This window comes from Arthrobacter sp. Soil736, from assembly GCF_001428005.1.
Classification (GTDB): domain Bacteria; phylum Actinomycetota; class Actinomycetes; order Actinomycetales; family Micrococcaceae; genus Arthrobacter.
On sequence record NZ_LMSB01000066.1, the window covers coordinates 50537 to 65482 of the forward strand.

The 14946-nt window shown below is 66.9% G+C and carries 16 protein-coding genes; 7 read left to right on the forward strand and 9 right to left on the reverse strand.

The genetic code is table 11. The features are described from left to right. Positions 1-69: 69 nt before the first annotated feature. The 3 genes from ASG92_RS24855 to ASG92_RS24865 all read right to left on the reverse strand — a co-directional run bounded on the left by ASG92_RS24855 (position 70) and on the right by ASG92_RS24865 (position 3459). Positions 70-963, reverse strand: a complete 894-nt coding sequence (locus ASG92_RS24855) for a ribonuclease Z (protein WP_056635001.1) — start codon at positions 961-963, stop codon at positions 70-72. Positions 964-1511: 548 nt separating this feature from the next. Continuing rightward, positions 1512-2561 (reverse strand): glycoside hydrolase family 16 protein, encoded by a 1050-nt coding sequence (locus ASG92_RS30170; RefSeq protein WP_240987297.1) that lies wholly within the window; start codon positions 2559-2561, stop codon positions 1512-1514. 520 nt (positions 2562-3081) lie between these two features. Next, positions 3082-3459 (reverse strand): cupin domain-containing protein, encoded by a 378-nt coding sequence (locus ASG92_RS24865; protein WP_056635002.1) that lies wholly within the window; start codon positions 3457-3459, stop codon positions 3082-3084. A 251-nt stretch (positions 3460-3710) separates the two neighbouring features. Here ASG92_RS24865 and ASG92_RS24870 point away from each other — a divergent pair, with 251 nt between their 5' ends. Next, positions 3711-4355 carry a DNA alkylation repair protein gene (locus ASG92_RS24870; protein WP_056635007.1) on the forward strand — a complete coding sequence of 215 codons (645 nt, stop codon included), beginning with the start codon at positions 3711-3713 and terminating at the stop codon, positions 4353-4355. A 2-nt stretch (positions 4356-4357) separates the two neighbouring features. Here the strand turns inward: ASG92_RS24870 and ASG92_RS24875 are convergent, their stop codons facing one another. After that, positions 4358-5737 carry an ammonium transporter gene (locus tag ASG92_RS24875; protein ID WP_056635010.1) on the reverse strand — a complete coding sequence of 460 codons (1380 nt, stop codon included), beginning with the start codon at positions 5735-5737 and terminating at the stop codon, positions 4358-4360. Positions 5738-6116: 379 nt separating this feature from the next. On the opposite strand from ASG92_RS24875, the gene ASG92_RS24880 reads away from it, so the two are divergent. Next, positions 6117-6608 (forward strand): DUF1810 domain-containing protein, encoded by a 492-nt coding sequence (locus ASG92_RS24880; RefSeq protein WP_056635013.1) that lies wholly within the window; start codon positions 6117-6119, stop codon positions 6606-6608. Positions 6609-6985: 377 nt separating this feature from the next. On the opposite strand, the gene ASG92_RS24885 is transcribed toward ASG92_RS24880, so the two are convergent. After that, positions 6986-7492: a metallophosphoesterase gene (locus tag ASG92_RS24885; RefSeq protein ID WP_056635016.1), complete on the reverse strand. Its 507-nt coding sequence runs from the start codon at positions 7490-7492 to the stop codon at positions 6986-6988. A gap of 32 nt (positions 7493-7524) precedes the next feature. On the opposite strand from ASG92_RS24885, the gene ASG92_RS24890 reads away from it, so the two are divergent. The 5 genes from ASG92_RS24890 (at position 7525) to ASG92_RS24910 (ending at position 10880) form a co-directional block, all read left to right on the forward strand. Continuing rightward, complete coding sequence (locus ASG92_RS24890) at positions 7525-8055, forward strand: NUDIX hydrolase (RefSeq protein WP_056635351.1); 531 nt, start codon at positions 7525-7527, stop codon at positions 8053-8055. Positions 8056-8071: 16 nt separating this feature from the next. Further along, a complete protein-coding gene (locus ASG92_RS24895; protein ID WP_056635022.1) occupies positions 8072-8440 on the forward strand; it encodes a TraR/DksA C4-type zinc finger protein in 369 nt (122 codons plus the stop codon). Between the two features lie 84 nt (positions 8441-8524). After that, positions 8525-8713, forward strand: coding sequence for a DUF1918 domain-containing protein (locus ASG92_RS24900; RefSeq protein WP_056635353.1), 189 nt, complete (start codon positions 8525-8527; stop codon positions 8711-8713). A gap of 8 nt (positions 8714-8721) precedes the next feature. Beyond that, the gene (locus ASG92_RS24905) at positions 8722-9186 is read left to right on the forward strand and encodes a hypothetical protein (protein ID WP_056635023.1); all 465 of its coding nucleotides are present in this window, start codon (positions 8722-8724) and stop codon (positions 9184-9186) included. Next, positions 9183-10880, forward strand: coding sequence for a DUF5671 domain-containing protein (locus ASG92_RS24910; RefSeq protein ID WP_056635026.1), 1698 nt, complete (start codon positions 9183-9185; stop codon positions 10878-10880). The genes ASG92_RS24905 and ASG92_RS24910 overlap by 4 nt, the downstream gene beginning before the upstream one ends. A 25-nt stretch (positions 10881-10905) precedes the next feature. On the opposite strand, the gene ASG92_RS24915 is transcribed toward ASG92_RS24910, so the two are convergent. The 4 genes from ASG92_RS24915 to ASG92_RS24930 form a co-directional block, all read right to left on the reverse strand. Continuing rightward, entirely contained in the window at positions 10906-11610 is a 705-nt protein-coding gene (locus ASG92_RS24915) for an endonuclease/exonuclease/phosphatase family protein (protein WP_056635029.1), read from the reverse strand. A gap of 159 nt (positions 11611-11769) precedes the next feature. Beyond that, on the reverse strand, positions 11770-13344 hold the full coding sequence (locus ASG92_RS24920) for a carbohydrate-binding domain-containing protein (RefSeq protein ID WP_056635032.1): 1575 nt from the start codon (positions 13342-13344) through the stop codon (positions 11770-11772). Between the two features lie 98 nt (positions 13345-13442). Further along, positions 13443-14255 carry a polyphosphate polymerase domain-containing protein gene (locus ASG92_RS24925; RefSeq protein ID WP_082579727.1) on the reverse strand — a complete coding sequence of 271 codons (813 nt, stop codon included), beginning with the start codon at positions 14253-14255 and terminating at the stop codon, positions 13443-13445. After that, entirely contained in the window at positions 14252-14938 is a 687-nt protein-coding gene (locus ASG92_RS24930) for a DUF4956 domain-containing protein (protein ID WP_056635035.1), read from the reverse strand. The genes ASG92_RS24925 and ASG92_RS24930 overlap by 4 nt, the downstream gene beginning before the upstream one ends. Positions 14939-14946 lie beyond the last annotated feature (8 nt).

The window sequence follows — 14946 nt, forward strand, 5'->3', positions numbered from 1 at the left end:
CCTGGGCCCCGACAAAGAACGGATGAGGGTATTCAGCGGCCGCTTCCGGATGGGGCCCAATGCCAAACCTTACGAGGAGGCCCGCTCGCGTTTGGGAAGCGCGATCCAGTCCAGGTCGTTCGCTGCGACGACGACGGCGCCACCTGCGCGGGCCCTCGCCTGCTCGGCGAGCACCCCGATGTCCGCGTAGCGAGAGGAGAAGTGGGTGAGGACGAGAGTGCCGACGCCGCCGCTGGCCGCCAGGGCACCAGCCTGCCCGGCGGTCAGGTGAGCGTACTGCGTGGCGAGATCGGCGTCGTCGTCGCTGAACGTCGACTCGGCCACCAGCATGTCGACGCCTTCGGCGAGTTCCTCGGCACCCGCGCACGGCGCCGTGTCCATGACGAAGGCGAAGCCCTGCCCGGCCCGGGGTGCGCTCACGTCCTCCAGGCGCACGCCACGCAGGCTTCCCTCGCGTTGCAGCCGGCCAACGTCCGGACCCCTGATGCCGGCCGCCGCCAGACGGGCCGGCAGCAGGGTGCGGCCGTCGGGCTCCACGAGTCGGTAGCCGTAGGTTTCGACGCGGTGCCGGAGCGGCCGCACGTCCAGCCCCGGCGCGATCTCCCCGGGGCCCGCGTGCGGGAGCATCCGCAAATCAAGGCCCGGCGAGGCGACGGACACGAGTGCCTGCACCACGTCCTCGCCCGAGGCCGGATAGTGCAGGTAGACCGGGTGGGTCACGCCGTCGAGCACCATCCGCGACAGCACCCCGGGCAGTCCGAAACAGTGGTCACCGTGGATGTGCGTGAGGCAGATACGGGTGACCTGGCTGGCGGATACGCCGGCGTGAATCATCTGCCGCTGTGTGCCTTCCCCCGGGTCGAAGAGGAAGCCCTCGCCATCCCAGCGCAGCAGGTACCCGTTGTGGTTCCTCGTGCGCGTCGGGACCTGGGAGGCGGTGCCGAGGACGACAAGTTCACGCATGAACCTGAGTCTCTCACCCGCCCGGGGAGTTCGACCATGGCGCTCAACCATGGAGCAGGGGAATCTGCTCTTGCCCGGAGCCCTCTGCGGGCGGCCATCCTTGTCGGAGACCGACCCGTGCCCGGCGTCGGATGCCTAGTACGGGAGCCATCCGGACGCCTGGATGTGGTCGCCTGGGAGGAGGTCGACCGCGTTCGAAACGGTTCCGGCGACGTGTGCCCACATTCCTGGCAAGCAGCCAGCTTCGGACACCCAGCTGCAGGCCGCCCAGCTTCGCGAGTAGAGCCCAACGCCCCTCTTAACCACGAGCACCGCAGGGTGGCCGCGTGTTGCGGCCACCCTGCGGTGGTCATAGTGATGCGTCCGTCGGTAGGCGACCAACGTTCAGCGAAAGCCAGCGGTCAGTACGGGCGTTGAGTTCGTCGTCGTGCGTGTTGGACGCCGGGCCGGGCCGTGATTAGCCGGCGGGGCCCACTCGCGGAGTGCTCGCGCGGTTCCCGCTGGGCCAGCCGGTTTCACAACCGCCTATGCGGTTAGCTGACGCGCTGTTACTTGTAGACGCGCACCCAATCGACCTGCATCTGCGAGGGTGCGGTCTGGGAGCCGGTCGGGAACCAGTCGAGCTGCAGCGTCTGGTGCATGCTGCCGGACGGCTGGTGTGCCGGGTTCGTATCGGTGAAGGTCTTGACTCCGTCGATGTATCCGGTGATTCCGGCAGGGGTCCATTCCACGGCGTAGTTGTGCCACTGGGTGGTATCAACGGGCTTGGCTGCCGTGGTCTGGAAATCTCCGCCGCCACAGGCGTAGTGCAGGAAGAACTTCATCTGCGCGGTGTCCGAGGTGCCCTCGGCGTAGTCAATCTCGGCGCACTTGGAGTCTTCGTTGTCGGGCCACAGAATCAGGACGGGGTGGTACTGCGGGTCCCGTGCATTGGTCTTCATGCGCGTTTCCCACTTGCCGTACTTTTGATTCGCAAACTTAGCCGACATGCCGCCGGTGGTGCCGGCGGAGTCGCCGCTGACCGTGGCGACACCGTTGGCAACCGACCAGGCCTGGGGACTGCGGACGCCCTTGCCCGCATGGCCGGAGCCGTCGTAGACGCCCCACTTTGTGCGGTCCGGCGCGCCGGTGTTGGAGAATTCGTCGCCGGCGACGACGGGTCCCCAGCCGAGCGCGGCGGCTGCCTGCGTACCGCTGCCAGTGGGGGCGGGTGCCACGGGGGCAGGGGCTGGCGCGACCTTTGCCGGGGCAACGGCCTGGGTAGTGACTGCGGCCGGGGCGGTCGCGGGCGCAACTGCGGCCACTGGCTTGGCGTCAGCAACTGGTGCGGCTGCCGCTGCGGCGGCTTTCTGAGCTGCCGCTGCCTTCTGCGCGGCTGCCTTCTGTGCTGCGGCCTTGGCCTTTGCGGCCACGGCCTTCGCCTCAGCGGCCTTGCTGGCGGCGGTAGCTGTTGCCGACGACTGGGCTGACGCGGCGACGGAGGCGGCCGCCTCCGCGGGGGCCGGGGCTGCGGCTTTTTGGGAGGTGGGAGCGATGCTGCATCCGGTCAGCGACAGAGCACCGATGCTAATGGCTATGGCTATGTTCTTCTTTATCAAAAAACCCTCCGGGCATAGGACTGCCACACGTGCGACAGCCACAACGATGGTGATGAAGAAAGCGCTAAGCGTTTCTGGGCCCCCGTCGGCGGGGCCGGAGCGGCATCGTGCCGCTCAGCGCATCCGGGCCCAGCGTTCAGGCATCCGGGGCCCGTTCGGGCCAGCCCTTCAGGGCCAGGCGCCAACGTTACTTGATTGTGATCTTTGTCCGCAAGCCGCCGGGGCCGTGCGGATCACCGCCACGCCGCCGGCGGCGCATCTGACCTGCGGGAACACCGAATTGTCATAATTCCAGTGCGCGCCCGGTCAGTGGGCACAAGACTCTCGCTCATGAGTGCACCAAGGCTGCGGAGGCGCGCTGAGTACGTCCGCACCGAAGCGTGCGGACTCGGAGGGGCCGATGCATGCTGAAGAAGTGAGTTTGGAGGACCACCGTACAGAAATGGGTGGTGTGGAGATGCTCGTCAAACCGTGCCCGCCGGGCCGGGTGCCGGCAGGGTAACCTGCCGGCACCGTTCGTCTATTCCGGGGCCTTCGCGAACGTGGCAGCGCTCAAAAACTCGATGCCTGTGAAGGACTCGTTCCCCTCAACCCACGCGTCGTGGCCCGGCGGGATGGTGTAGGAATCGCCTTCGTTAATGTTTATCCGGTTTCCCTCCGACGTCTCGACGACGAGGCTGCCGGAAACACAGAAGCCCACGTGGCTGTTCTGGCATGAATCGGTCTTAACCAAGGGCTTGATGGACTCGGACCAACGCCAGCCGGGCTCAAACTTGAACCGGCCGATGGTGTAGTCCCCAACCGTGACGACGTCCACTTCGGCCTTGTCCGGGCGGCGTCGTTCGTCGGGGGAGTTGTGCGACTTCACGTTCAGCTGAGTGACAATGTTCTGGGACATTTGCCCTCCTTCTTCTATGGCGGGGTAGGGATGGCACTGGACGACTTCCCTAAGGAAACCGGCCAGCGGGATCGGCAGGCGCTGTCGCAGAATTCACGCCAATCCGGACTACGAATCGCGTACGGTGAAAGCTTCCTCCGTTGGGGCATGCTTGTCGATAGCCATGCCTGTCCCAAACTCCGTTCCCCTCCTCCGAACCGAAGTCGCGAAATGAGTCGACGGGCGGCCGCCTGGGCCGAAAGAATGAGGAGGTGAGTGCGGCTGGAGAATTCATCGACGACTCGCTGCAGCGCGAGGCGTCGTGGTACCGGGCAGACGAGATGCGCCGCAGGCTCGGCGGCGAACTGCAGTTCTATGGTGCGTCGGTGGGAGCAATCCGCGGCACGGTCCGCGACGCCCTCCGCCGCCACGCCGGGTTGACCCACGACGACGTCACCGCGCTCAGTTCCGAGCTGTGGTCGGTGCCGGTCTACGAGCGCCGCCTGGCCGCCGTCGTTCTCCTGCAGTCCAGGGTTGAGCTGCTGACCAACTCAGACCTCACGCGGATCGAAGGCTTCGTTCGGGAGGCGGGCGTGCAGGCCCTGGTTGATCCGCTCGCGGTTGATGTCATCGGTCCGCTGATGGAGGGACTCGACGCCCAGGGCAGGGCCCGCGCCGACGTTGTGCTGGACCGGTGGGCATGGCAGCCGGACGTCTGGCTGCGCCGCGCGGCCCTCATGGCACCCCTGCGGGCACTCCGGGCTGGCGGCGGCGATTGGGACAGGTTCGCCCGTCACGCGCGGACGATCCTGGCAGAGGCGACGGACACCGGAACGGACGGATCGGCTGCCGGTGAGGCGATCCGCGTAGTGCTGGACGAAGTGGCGAAAGTCCGCCCGGAACTGCGCCTGGGCTAGTCCTACGCCGGGGTGGCGACCCGGAGTTCGTCGGCTTCCAAGGCGTCTTCCAGAGGCTCGTCCGGCCGCAGTGCCGAGTGATCTGCCGCGCCATCTGCCGGCGGCGCAGGCGGGGCCGTGTGGACGTGCTGGCGCAGCGGGTGGAACTGGCTGGGGCCCAGTCCGCCGAACTCGTAGGCGGTCTCGGCATGTTCGGAAAGATCCACGCCCGTGACCTCGTCCTCGTGGCTGACGCGGAACCCGATGGTCTTGTGGATTCCGACGCCGATGATGCCGGTCATCAGGCCGGACAGTGCGAGGGTGATGAGGACGGCCACGGTCTGGGCGATGAGCTGCTGGAACCCGCCGCCGTAGAAGAGTCCGCCGCCTTCGCCGTTGACGGGGAGGGCGATGAAGCCCAGCGCCAGCGTGCCGACCAGCCCGGAGCCCAGGTGGACGCCGACAACGTCCAGGGAGTCGTCGTAGCCGTACTTGAACTTCAGTTCGACGAAGAGCGCCGAGGCCACACCGGACACCAGGCCCAGGCCTACGGCGGCGAGCGGGCTGATGTTGGCGCACGACGGCGTGATGGCCACGAGGCCAGCGACAGCACCGGACGCGGCGCCCAGGGAAGTGGGGTGGCCGTGGCGGATCTTCTCGGTGAGGAGCCAGCTAAGCATTGCGGCGCACGGCGTCACCAGTGTGTTGACCCAGATCAGTCCTGCCTGCTCCGCCGTGGTGGCAGCGCCCGCATTGAAGCCGAACCAGCCGAACCAGAGGAGGCCCGCGCCGAGCATAATGAACGGGACGTTGTGCGGGCGGTGCCCCGGGTCCTTCCCGAAACCATGGCGCTTGCCGACGATGAGCGCAAGAACCAGCGCGGCGATGCCGGAGCTGATTTCGACGACGGCGCCGCCGGCGAAGTCGATGACCTGTCCGAAGACGGCAGTGACGGCGCCGCCCTGGCTCATGAGGCCGCCGCCCCAGACCATGAAGGCGAGGGGGCAGTAGACGGCGGTGATCCAGAGCGGCACGAAGACAACCCAGGCGGTGAACTTGGCGCGGTCGGCGATGGCGCCGCTGATCAGGGCCACCGTGATGATGGCGAACGTTCCGGCGAAGCCGGCCTTGATCAGTTCGGGGGTACCCATAAGGCCGTTCATGCCGAAGCTGGCAAACGGGTTGCCGAACAGGCCCAGAATGCCTTCACCGGTGCTCATCGAGTAGCCCCACAGCACCCAGACGACGCCTACGATGCCCGCGGACACGAAGCTCATCATGATCATGTTGAGGGAGGCCTTGGCGCGGGTCATGCCGCCGTAGAAGAGGCCCAGTGCCGGGGTCATGAGCAGCACGAGTGCCGCCGACACCATCATCCAAACGTTCGCCGCAGTGATCTCCACGCGCTTTCCCTTCGCAACAAGACATCCGTACAGGAGACCGCTGCTGCCGGTCCCAAGCCCCTCATCGATATTCGTGGACGTTTGTTTCAGGTCTTGGCGAGGGAAGTTTCGCTGGCGTTTCAAAAAACGCCGTTAAGTAAAGCCCGCATGACCGTTCTGTTTCCGGCTTGTTAACGGGGCCTCTTGGGGGTCGCCGAAAACGGTGTCGCGTGCCGCCGGAGGCGCCAATCTAAGCGCAGTGCCCCGCCTGTCACCGTGAAAGGGGCGTTTTGAGTGCGCGTTACGGGCCAGTGAACGAAACATAACCGCTGAAGGCGACATCCCGCCGTCGCACATCACGGATCTTGACCGCCGGAAGAAGCCCCGGTCACCATGGGGTATGAGAGGCGAACCTGCCGGGCCGGCCGTGAATGAAAACAATGACCCGTACAACCTGGAGCGGTTCCTGGCCGCCCAGAAAGACGGCACCTACGACGCTGCCGTCGCCGAGCTCCGGAGCGGGAGCAAGCGGAGCCACTGGATGTGGTTCGTCTTTCCCCAGATTGCCGGGCTGGGCCAGAGCGCCACCTCCCGGATGTACGCCATCGCCTCCCTCGACGAAGCCCGGGCCTATCTGCGGCATCCGGTGCTCGGCCCGCGGCTCGTTGAATGCGCGGACATTGTGGCCGGCCTCAACGTCCGGCACGCCAACCAGATCTTCGGCGGCATTGACGCCTTGAAGCTTCATTCGTCCATGACGCTCTTCCTGCGCGCAGCACCGGGCGAAGCGGCCTTCCACCGGGTGCTTGATAAGTACTTCGAAGGGCAACCGGACTCGGCCACCGACCGGCTTCTGGCGGCCAGGGGCCCGGGCTGGAGTCCTTGGAGCTGACCGGGCGGGTCCCCGGGCCGTGGCCCGGCGAGCGCGGCCTCTGCGCGGGAGGGGTGTAGCCGGGTCCGGCGCTTTGGGGGGAGTGCGCCCGGACCCGGCAGTCCTGCAGTGAAGGTTCGCGGCTACCTGCAACTTCAGGACACCGCAACTCTCGCCTGCACGTCTTGGGAAAACCCGGTCTTCAGACCAGAACGGGTGGTTTTTTCCGGACCCCCCAAATAGGGGGTCTGCCGGGCGCGCGCTTCATTGAACCCCAAGGTTTCTGTGCCTTCACGCGGCCGGCCGACTTTCCTGCACTGGGAACACGAGCCAGCCCGCAGTCTGCGGGCCGCGCGGACGGAAAGGCGGGGCTCCCCGCTTTCCGGGGGCAGCCGCGCTTACGGCCGCTTGACCTCCACGAGTTCGACGTCGCCGAGCTGGCCGTTCCCGACGACGGCGGTCATGTACGTGCACACCGGCTGGCGCCGGCGGTCCGTGGGGGAGCCGGGGTTAAGGAGGCGCAGCCCGCGGACCGACGTCGTGTCCCAAGGAATGTGGGAGTGGCCGAAAACCAGGACGTCAGCGTCCGGAAACCGCTCTTCGCAGCGCTCCTCGCGCCCCTTCGCCTGGCCGGTCTCATGAACCACGCTGAAGCGCACACCGTCAAGTGTCACGTTGGCCGTCTCCGGCAGGCGCCGCCTGAGCTCACCGCGGTCGTTGTTGCCGTAGACACCCACCAGATGCCTGCTGCGCTGTTCGAACATGTCCAGCAGTTCGGCGCTTACCCAGTCGCCGGCATGGAACACCACGTCGGCGGCGTCGACGGCGGCCCACACCTGATCAGGAAGCGCCCGCGCCCGCTGGGGCACGTGTGTGTCGGAAACAAGCAGCAGCCGGAGGCTCATCACAGCATCTTCCCATGGGGCAGACTGGGACGATGGAGAAAATTGTGCCGCCCGCGCCCGGAGATCCCCGCCGTCCTCTTGGTCCGCGTGACCCGGGCGATGCGTGGGTAGAGGGGGACCGTGGACGGTTCTGGGGCCGGTTCGGCTCCGCCGGACTCCTGGCCCACGATGCTGAGAAAGGGATCCTCCTTCAGCACCGCGCCACCTGGAGCGACCACGGCGGGACGTGGGGGCTGCCCGGCGGTGCGCTGCACCAGGGAGAGGATCCTGTCACGGGTGCGCTGCGCGAAGCCTTTGAGGAGGCCGCCGTCCCGGAGCAAAACGTCAGGGTGCTCTTCACCTCGGTGTTCGACGTCGGCTACTGGTCCTATACGACCGTGGCGGTGCAGGTCGTGGAGCCGTTCGAACCCGCCATCAGCGACCCCGAAAGCATCGAACTGGAGTGGATCCCGGTCCATGAGGTGGCCGGCACCAACCTGCACCCCGCCTTCGCCGCGTCCTGGCCCGCGCTCAGCGAAAGGCTGCTGGACCACCAACGGCCCCTTCTTCACGGCGGGCGCTGAGACGGCGGGCGCTGAGATGGCGGACACTGACAAGGCGAACACTGAGCGGTTCCGGATCATGCTTGAAGAGGAACGTGCCCGGAAGCTGGCCCTGCTTCCGGCACTTCGCGCGGACATCGCTTCGGCCAACGCGGCCCGGCAAAACTCCAACGTGGACGATGAGCACGATCCCGAAGGTGCCACCATCGCCTTCGAACTCTCCCAGGCCTCGGCATTGCTGGATCAAAGCAGGTCCGGCCTGGCCCAGGTGGAGGCCGCCCTGGAGCGGATCGAGGACGGCACGTTCGGCATATGCGCAGTATGCGGCCAAGAGATCGCTGAGGGGCGGCTGGAAGCCCGGCCCTGGACGCCGTTTTGCATCCTGCACGCGAGCGGCAAGGCCTGACGACGGCGGGTCTTCATCCTGTCCTGCCAGGCTGTTCCCCACAGGGGAAGAGCATCGTACGCTAGGGGCTGGGAGGTGATTGCCATGCAGGCAAGCCAAGGAGACCGAATCATCATTCACGGCAGGACGGTGGAGTCGTCGGACCGTCACGGTGAGATTCTCGAAGTCCGCGGCCCCAACGGAACCCCGCCGTACTTCGTCCGCTTTGACGACGGGCACGAGACGATAATGTATCCCGGCGGCGACTTCACCGTCGAGCACCGCGCCACGTAGCCCTTGGGATGAGCGCACCCGCGGGGCGGCCCGACCGGATCCTGATTGTTATCCTGTCCGTCATTGCCGGCCTCGTGGTGCTGGCGCTGGCGGCGGTCTTTTTCCGCGGCCAGCCTGAGCCGCTGGCGGAAGATACGCCGGCGGGCGTGGTGCAGCGCTATGCAGCGGCGGTCCTCGACGGCGACGAGGCCGGCGCTGTCCGCTACCTGGCGGAAAGTTCAGGCCGGCAGTGCGGACCGGTTGACCGCACTACAACCCACAGCCTGAGGGTCACGCTTCTGTCCACAACGGAACGCGCTGAATCCGCGGACGTGCACGTGGTGCTGACCGTCTCGAACGGAAACGGGCCCTTCGGGAACCCGGAGTACGAGACCGAGGACGTGTTTGACCTCGTCAAGGTCAACGGCAAGTGGCTCGTGAAGACCGCCCCGTGGCAGCTCACCGTCTGTCCGGCTGCCTTGGTGAAGCCGTGAGTGCTGTCCGGCCCGCGGCAGTCCCGCAAACGCACTCGGCGCTGCCCACGGTCCGGCGGCTGATTGTCTTCCTGCTCCTGTTTGCCCTCGTGCTCATTGCCGCATCCGGCCTGACCGGCCTGCTCGACCGGCTGTTGGCCGCCGGCGCGGCGCTCGCAGGGAACGACGTCGGCGGCCTCGCCAGGTCCCTGGCCTTCGCGCTGGTTGGCGGGTCCCTGGCGGCTGTCCTGTGGTGGATTGTTTGGCGGCGGCTCGGCGAGGAGGCGGAACGTGCCTCACTCGCCTGGGGGCTCTACAGCGCCGGCATCTACGCGGTTGCACTGATCACCTTCTCGACGGCGCTTCTCGGCATGGGCGCGCAGCTCGTCGCCGGGGAGTCAGCACAGTGGCGTCCATCTCTGGCAACAGGCCTTGTGTGGGGCGGTGTCTGGGCGTGGCACCGGTGGATGTGGCTGCACCCAGGCAAAGGGCCCCGGCGGCTCACCACCGTGCCCACCCTGGTTGGGTCAGTATTCGGGCTCATTCTCGGCACTGGCGGGGCGGCCACGGCCCTGGGCGGCCTGCTCGATGCGGCCCTGCACGTGTTTGCGGGGACGCAGTCCCTGGGCAGGCCATGGTGGATTTCCGTTATCCAGTCGCTCGTCTGGTCGGCCGGCGGAGGCCTCGTCTGGTGGTCGCACTGGATCCGCGGCGGGGGCCGGCTCCTGTTGTCGGGGCTGGCCAACGTGGCGGTTGCCGTTTTCGGTGTGCTCGGCGGGTGCATTCTCGCGCTTTCCGGTACGGTCACCGCCCTGTTCGTGCTGCTCCGGCTGGTGTTCGACAGAACCGATCCGATGGCCCTGCTCCTGGATCCGCTCGGGCCCGCCCTGGCGGCTGCGGCCATCGGATCACTCCTCTGGGCGTACCACGCAGCGCTGGCCGAAGGGCGCCCGGGACAGATGCGGCAGGCAGCCCGGCTGCTGGCGTCCGGAGCCGCCCTGGTTGCCGCTGCCTCCGGGATAGGAGTGATCGTCAACGCCACGCTGGGGCTTGCCGAGACCACACTCGCGGGGACGGACACGAGGACACTGCTGCTGGGTGGCATCAGTGCGCTGGTGACTGGCGGCCCCGTCTGGTGGAGGGTTTGGAATCCTGCAGGCCATCCGGTTGGGGTGCCGGACGGCGGGGCGCCGCCGCCGTCCGGGAAGGCAGCGAGCGGGCGGCGTATCTACCTGGTTGCGGTCTTTGGGCTCAGTGCCGTGGTGGCCCTCGTGACGCTGTTGGTCATCGGCTACCAGGCATTCGAATATCTGCTTGATGGCGCAGGCCGGGAGAGTCTCGCCGGGCGGGTTCGGGCACCGCTCGGCCTGCTGGTGGCCACCGGCCTCGTGGCCGGCTATCACTACGGCGCGTGGAGGCGGGAACGTGCAGCCTTGCCGCCGGGACCGCCGCCCCCGCGGCGCACAATAGGGCACGTCATCCTGGTGACCGGCTCCGACCCCGTGCCCTTGTCCCGCGTTATCACCGAGGCGAGCGGGGCCAAAATCACCGTATGGAAAAGGGCCGACGCCGGTGGGACTGGTTCCGGCGAACCCAACCAGCCGGACCCCGGGCAACTTGCACAGGCGTTGGAGGGCGTCAGCGCCGAGCGCGTGCTGGTTGTCATCGGACCGGGTGCCCGGATCGACGTCGTTCCCTTGGCGGCGGGGGAGTAAAAGCAGGCTTACTCCCTCCCTGCCGTCATGAAACGGGTTGCGCCTTGATCGGTGAACGGTCCTGCCCGTACTCGGCCGTAATCAGAATCGGAAGGTGGTCCGACTTGCCCCGGGGCAGTGTCTCCACGCTCTCGATGTCCAGCCCCAGGGAAGTGGCGAAGTCAAAGTGGCCTTTGAAGACCTTGTACCGCGTATACGTCCTGCGGTCACTCAGGGACAGGGCGTAACCGGAGTCCTTCATGTGCGCGTGGAGGTTCTTGGTGAAGAACGGGTAGTTGAAGTCCCCGACCATCAGGGTCATGAGGCCCTCGCCCATGCTCAGCAGTTCCGCGTGGGCCGCATGGATCTGCTTGCGGCGCAGCGAGTTCGATGCGGTAAGCGGAGCCGCGTGGAACGAGCCGATGACCAGTTCATGATCCGTTGCGTTGTCCACCATGCGCGTCCCGATCAGGCGCTCGTGGGCCGGTGCCATCACGCGGTCGTGCATGGACTTATGCAGGGCAAACGTCTTGGTTTCCAGCGCCGTGAACCGGTCGGTGCGGTAATAGATGGCCAGGCCCAGCCGGTTGCCCTTGGTGAAGTCGGCCAGATGGAGCGGGCCCAGCGTGTCCGGCAGTTCCGCCGCGTCGCATTCCTGCAGGCACAGGACGTCTATCTCGAAGTTGCGGGCCAGGCTGACCAGTTCGCCGCTCGCCTTGTGCTTGCGGAGGTTGTAGCTAATTACTCGCATCAGTGGAACACCTCTTCCGAGGGCTGCTAGAAGGACCAGTCTCCGAGTCTACCCAGAACATCATATGGAGATCGGGAACATTATGCGCGCGTCCGGCGCCGTCAAAAACAACGTACGACGCCGGACGGGCACCTGGTCTTTTACCTTCCGCCGGGCTTGTTACCTTCCGCCAGGGCCGTGGCCCTGCGTGTATTCGCCGGCAGTGACGGTTCCGAGTTTCTGGGCGCCATTAAGGGAACCTTCGCCCAGACCGGACTCAACCTTGGCCGTGCCTCCCGTGTAGACCGTGTATTCCTTGCCGGCCTCGATGGCCGCGGACGAGAAGACCAGCGATGCCGCTGACTTCGCAGTGACGAAGGTGGCCACGAGCTTGCCGTCGGCGTCCGCCAGCTGCACCGTAGTGCCGGCCGGCTGGGTGGAGCCGAAGGTGACCTGCACGCCGGACTGCGTGGACGATGATCCGGGGGTCACGGCCATGCCGGAACTTCCGGCCGCAGCCACGGTTCCGCCGCTGACCGCCAGCTCACCGTTGACGTCCAGGGCGCCGTTGCCGTCATTCTCGGGTCCGTTCACCACCACCGTGCCGCCGGAAACCGTGGCGTTGCCGTTCGAATCGAGGCCGTCCCCCTGGGAATTGATGGTCAGCGAGCCGCCGGAAACGTCCACGGTGTAATCGCCCACCGACTCGCCGCCGCCGGGGCCGCCGCCCATGCCGCCGCCCTGCGCTCCGGACTGGGCGCTGGAGGAGCTGCCGCCCGAGGCATTGACGCCGTCGTCGTTGGCCGTGACGTTCACGGTCCCGCCGCTGATTGCGATGTGCTGGGCTTCCAGGCCCTCCTCGGACTCGGCCACCGTCACGGTGCCGTTGGTGATGGCCAGCTGGTTGTGCGCCTTGATGCCGTCGTCGCCCGCCTTGACCGTGATCTTTCCGCCGTTGACCAGCAGCCAGCCGCGGCCGTCGTCGGTGTCGTTGTCCGACTTGAAGCCGTCTCCGCCGGCAGTCACCTGATAGGCGCCGTCCAGCAGCACGGCGTAGTCCTTGCCCTTGATGCCGTCATCGGCGGCCTGGACGGTGACATTGCCGGCGGCCAGCACCAGGCCGTCCTTGGACACGATGCCGTCGTTGTGCTGGCCGTTGACTGCCAGCGATCCCGTCCCTGCGACGGTGAGGTCGGCCATGGAGTACAGGGCGGCGGTTGGCGCGTCGGTGCCCTGGTCCGTGTACGTTGCCGCGTCCTTGAGCGAGTTGGTGCTGCCGTCATCCAGGAACAGGATGGCCTCGTTGGCGCTTTGGACGACGAACGGCGAACCGGTGGAACTGGCCAGCGTGACGCCGTCGAGGATCACGCGGACAACGTCCTCCTCGCCGGCGGCGATGACCACCTTGCCGTCGGAGAGCGTGCCGGAGAGCCGGTAGGTGCCGGCCGCCTTGATGGTGACGGTGTCGCCGTCGACCGTCACCGCGCCGGAAGCGGAGTCCGCAACTGTGCTGACGCCGTCCTTGAGCGTGACTGCCACTTCCGTGGCGGCGTCCCACGTGAGGTCGTCGGCGTCGTAGTGGGTGTCCTCGGAGATGGACGCGGCAGTCACCATCTGTGTGGTTGCCGAACTGCCGGCCCGGCTGGTGGAGCCTGCGGTTCCGCCGGTGGCCGCTGTCCCGGAGGCGGAGCAGCCGGCGAGGGTGAGGGCCAGGGCGAACGCGGCCACGGAAAAGGTCTTGTTGAATTTGCGCATGGGTATTCCTTCGGTGAAAGTCTGCGGAGTCTTAGGTGGTGCGGTGTCTGATGTGGTGGGGGAGTTTTGCGGCAGCTCTTCGAACAGGCGGGCGCCGGTCAGGCCGCGGGAGTCAGCAGCATGGTGCGCCGGAGGGTCCGGTTCCAGCGGTTGGCCGGCAGCTGCGGGTTAAGGGCGGCCATTCCGGTGGCAAATTTGGAAATCCTGGATGGCCGGATGCCGTGCTGCCACAGGTGCCGGTCCAGTGGCCCGGCGGCTGAGCCGGACTTGGTCTCGAGCACCACGCTGCCGTCAAGGATCCGCGGACTGCCTCCCGGGCCCTGCCAGGTGACGCCTGAATCGATCGTTGCCCTGCTGCCTGATTCGGGAAGGAACAGCGTGATCCTCCGGTATCGGGTTTCAAGCACGGGGCCGAGCGGGCTGGCCGGTACGTCGCCGATGGCTGCTGCGAGGGTCTCGTTGACGTAGTCCAGCCCCTCCGCCGTCATGCGGGTCCGGTCCTGCAGGTCATACGGGATGCGTTCCTTGACGGTGGCTTCCCTGGCGCCCTCGGTCTTGACTTCCAGGAAGCTGAGCCTGCTGTCCACATAGGTCCTCGTGCGGATCTTGTACCGACGACGGCGGCCGCGGGCGGCCAACATGTAGCTGTCCAGCTGCGGGGTGTCGAAGTAGACGGAGTCGTAGGCGAAGGACCGGATGCCATCCATTTCCAGGACGCGGACCTGGCCGGCGAAGGACGACAGGGCCTGCCTGGCGGACTCGACGGGGACCACGTATTTCCGGTCCACGCGGGTTTGGAGCGCAGCCTCGGAGTTCAGCTCTTCCAGGCCGACCGGCGGCAGCTGGGCCAGGTCATTCAGCTGGGCAGCGTCACAGAACCGGGAAAGGTCGCTGAACTGATGGCTCTTCATGCCGCACCTGCCGTCGCCGGCTGTGCTGAGGATGCCAGTGCAGGGGATGCCTGCGTTGGAAGCGCTTCGTGGGGCTGAAGGCTTTCGTGGAGTCCCGGGGTGCGGGGAATGTCCATGCCGGGGCGGTCCGCCTGGCGGGAGGGGCTGTACGCGTAGCGGACGTTGACGATGGTCTTGTCGTTGACCAGGTCCAGTTCCTGGACGGTGACCGTGTGGACTTTCGCGCCCAGGACTTCCTCGAGGCGGGCGATCAGCTCGTCCTCGCGGGAGAGGGCACGGTCCAGCACCACCGTCTGGTGGCGGTATGAGGGCAGGACCCGCTTGTGGTCCCCGAGGTACATTACGGCCAGGACCAGTCCCATGAGGGAAAGCGTGAGCCACAGCGGTTCGACGCCGATGCCGGCAATCAGGCCCAGGGCCAGGGCCGAGAAGTAGTAGGCAACTTCGTGCTGGGCGAGTTCGGTGGAACGGAGCCGGATGATGGAGAGAACCCCGAAGAGGCCCAGCCCCAGCCCCACGCCGGCTGCGGAGCCGGAGAGCGCGGTGGCCACGGCCAGGACGCCGATGTTCATGCCCAGGTAGGACACCGCTAGGTCGCGGCGCCGGTGACGCCGCACGTACAGGGCGAAGGTGAGGAGGCAGATGGCGGCGACATCCGCGGCCATCAGGATGAAGTGGTTCATGGGGTTTC

Excerpts from the sequence above, each read along its gene's own strand:
- ASG92_RS24855 (WP_056635001.1), bottom strand. The coding sequence starts at position 963 with ATGCGTGAACTTGTCGTCCTCGGCACCGCCTCCCAGGTCCCGACGCGC.
- ASG92_RS24865 (WP_056635002.1), bottom strand. The coding sequence starts at position 3,459 with ATGTCCCAGAACATTGTCACTCAGCTGAACGTGAAGTCGCACAACTCC.
- ASG92_RS24880 (WP_056635013.1), top strand. The coding sequence starts at position 6,117 with ATGAGAGGCGAACCTGCCGGGCCGGCCGTGAATGAAAACAATGACCCG.
- ASG92_RS24885 (WP_056635016.1), bottom strand. The coding sequence starts at position 7,492 with ATGAGCCTCCGGCTGCTGCTTGTTTCCGACACACACGTGCCCCAGCGG.
- ASG92_RS24890 (WP_056635351.1), top strand. The coding sequence starts at position 7,525 with ATGGAGAAAATTGTGCCGCCCGCGCCCGGAGATCCCCGCCGTCCTCTT.
- ASG92_RS24895 (WP_056635022.1), top strand. The coding sequence starts at position 8,072 with ATGGCGGACACTGACAAGGCGAACACTGAGCGGTTCCGGATCATGCTT.
- ASG92_RS24900 (WP_056635353.1), top strand. The coding sequence starts at position 8,525 with ATGCAGGCAAGCCAAGGAGACCGAATCATCATTCACGGCAGGACGGTG.
- ASG92_RS24905 (WP_056635023.1), top strand. The coding sequence starts at position 8,722 with ATGAGCGCACCCGCGGGGCGGCCCGACCGGATCCTGATTGTTATCCTG.
- ASG92_RS24915 (WP_056635029.1), bottom strand. The coding sequence starts at position 11,610 with ATGCGAGTAATTAGCTACAACCTCCGCAAGCACAAGGCGAGCGGCGAA.
- ASG92_RS24920 (WP_056635032.1), bottom strand. The coding sequence starts at position 13,344 with ATGCGCAAATTCAACAAGACCTTTTCCGTGGCCGCGTTCGCCCTGGCC.
- ASG92_RS24925 (WP_082579727.1), bottom strand. The coding sequence starts at position 14,255 with ATGAAGAGCCATCAGTTCAGCGACCTTTCCCGGTTCTGTGACGCTGCC.
- ASG92_RS24930 (WP_056635035.1), bottom strand. The coding sequence starts at position 14,938 with ATGAACCACTTCATCCTGATGGCCGCGGATGTCGCCGCCATCTGCCTC.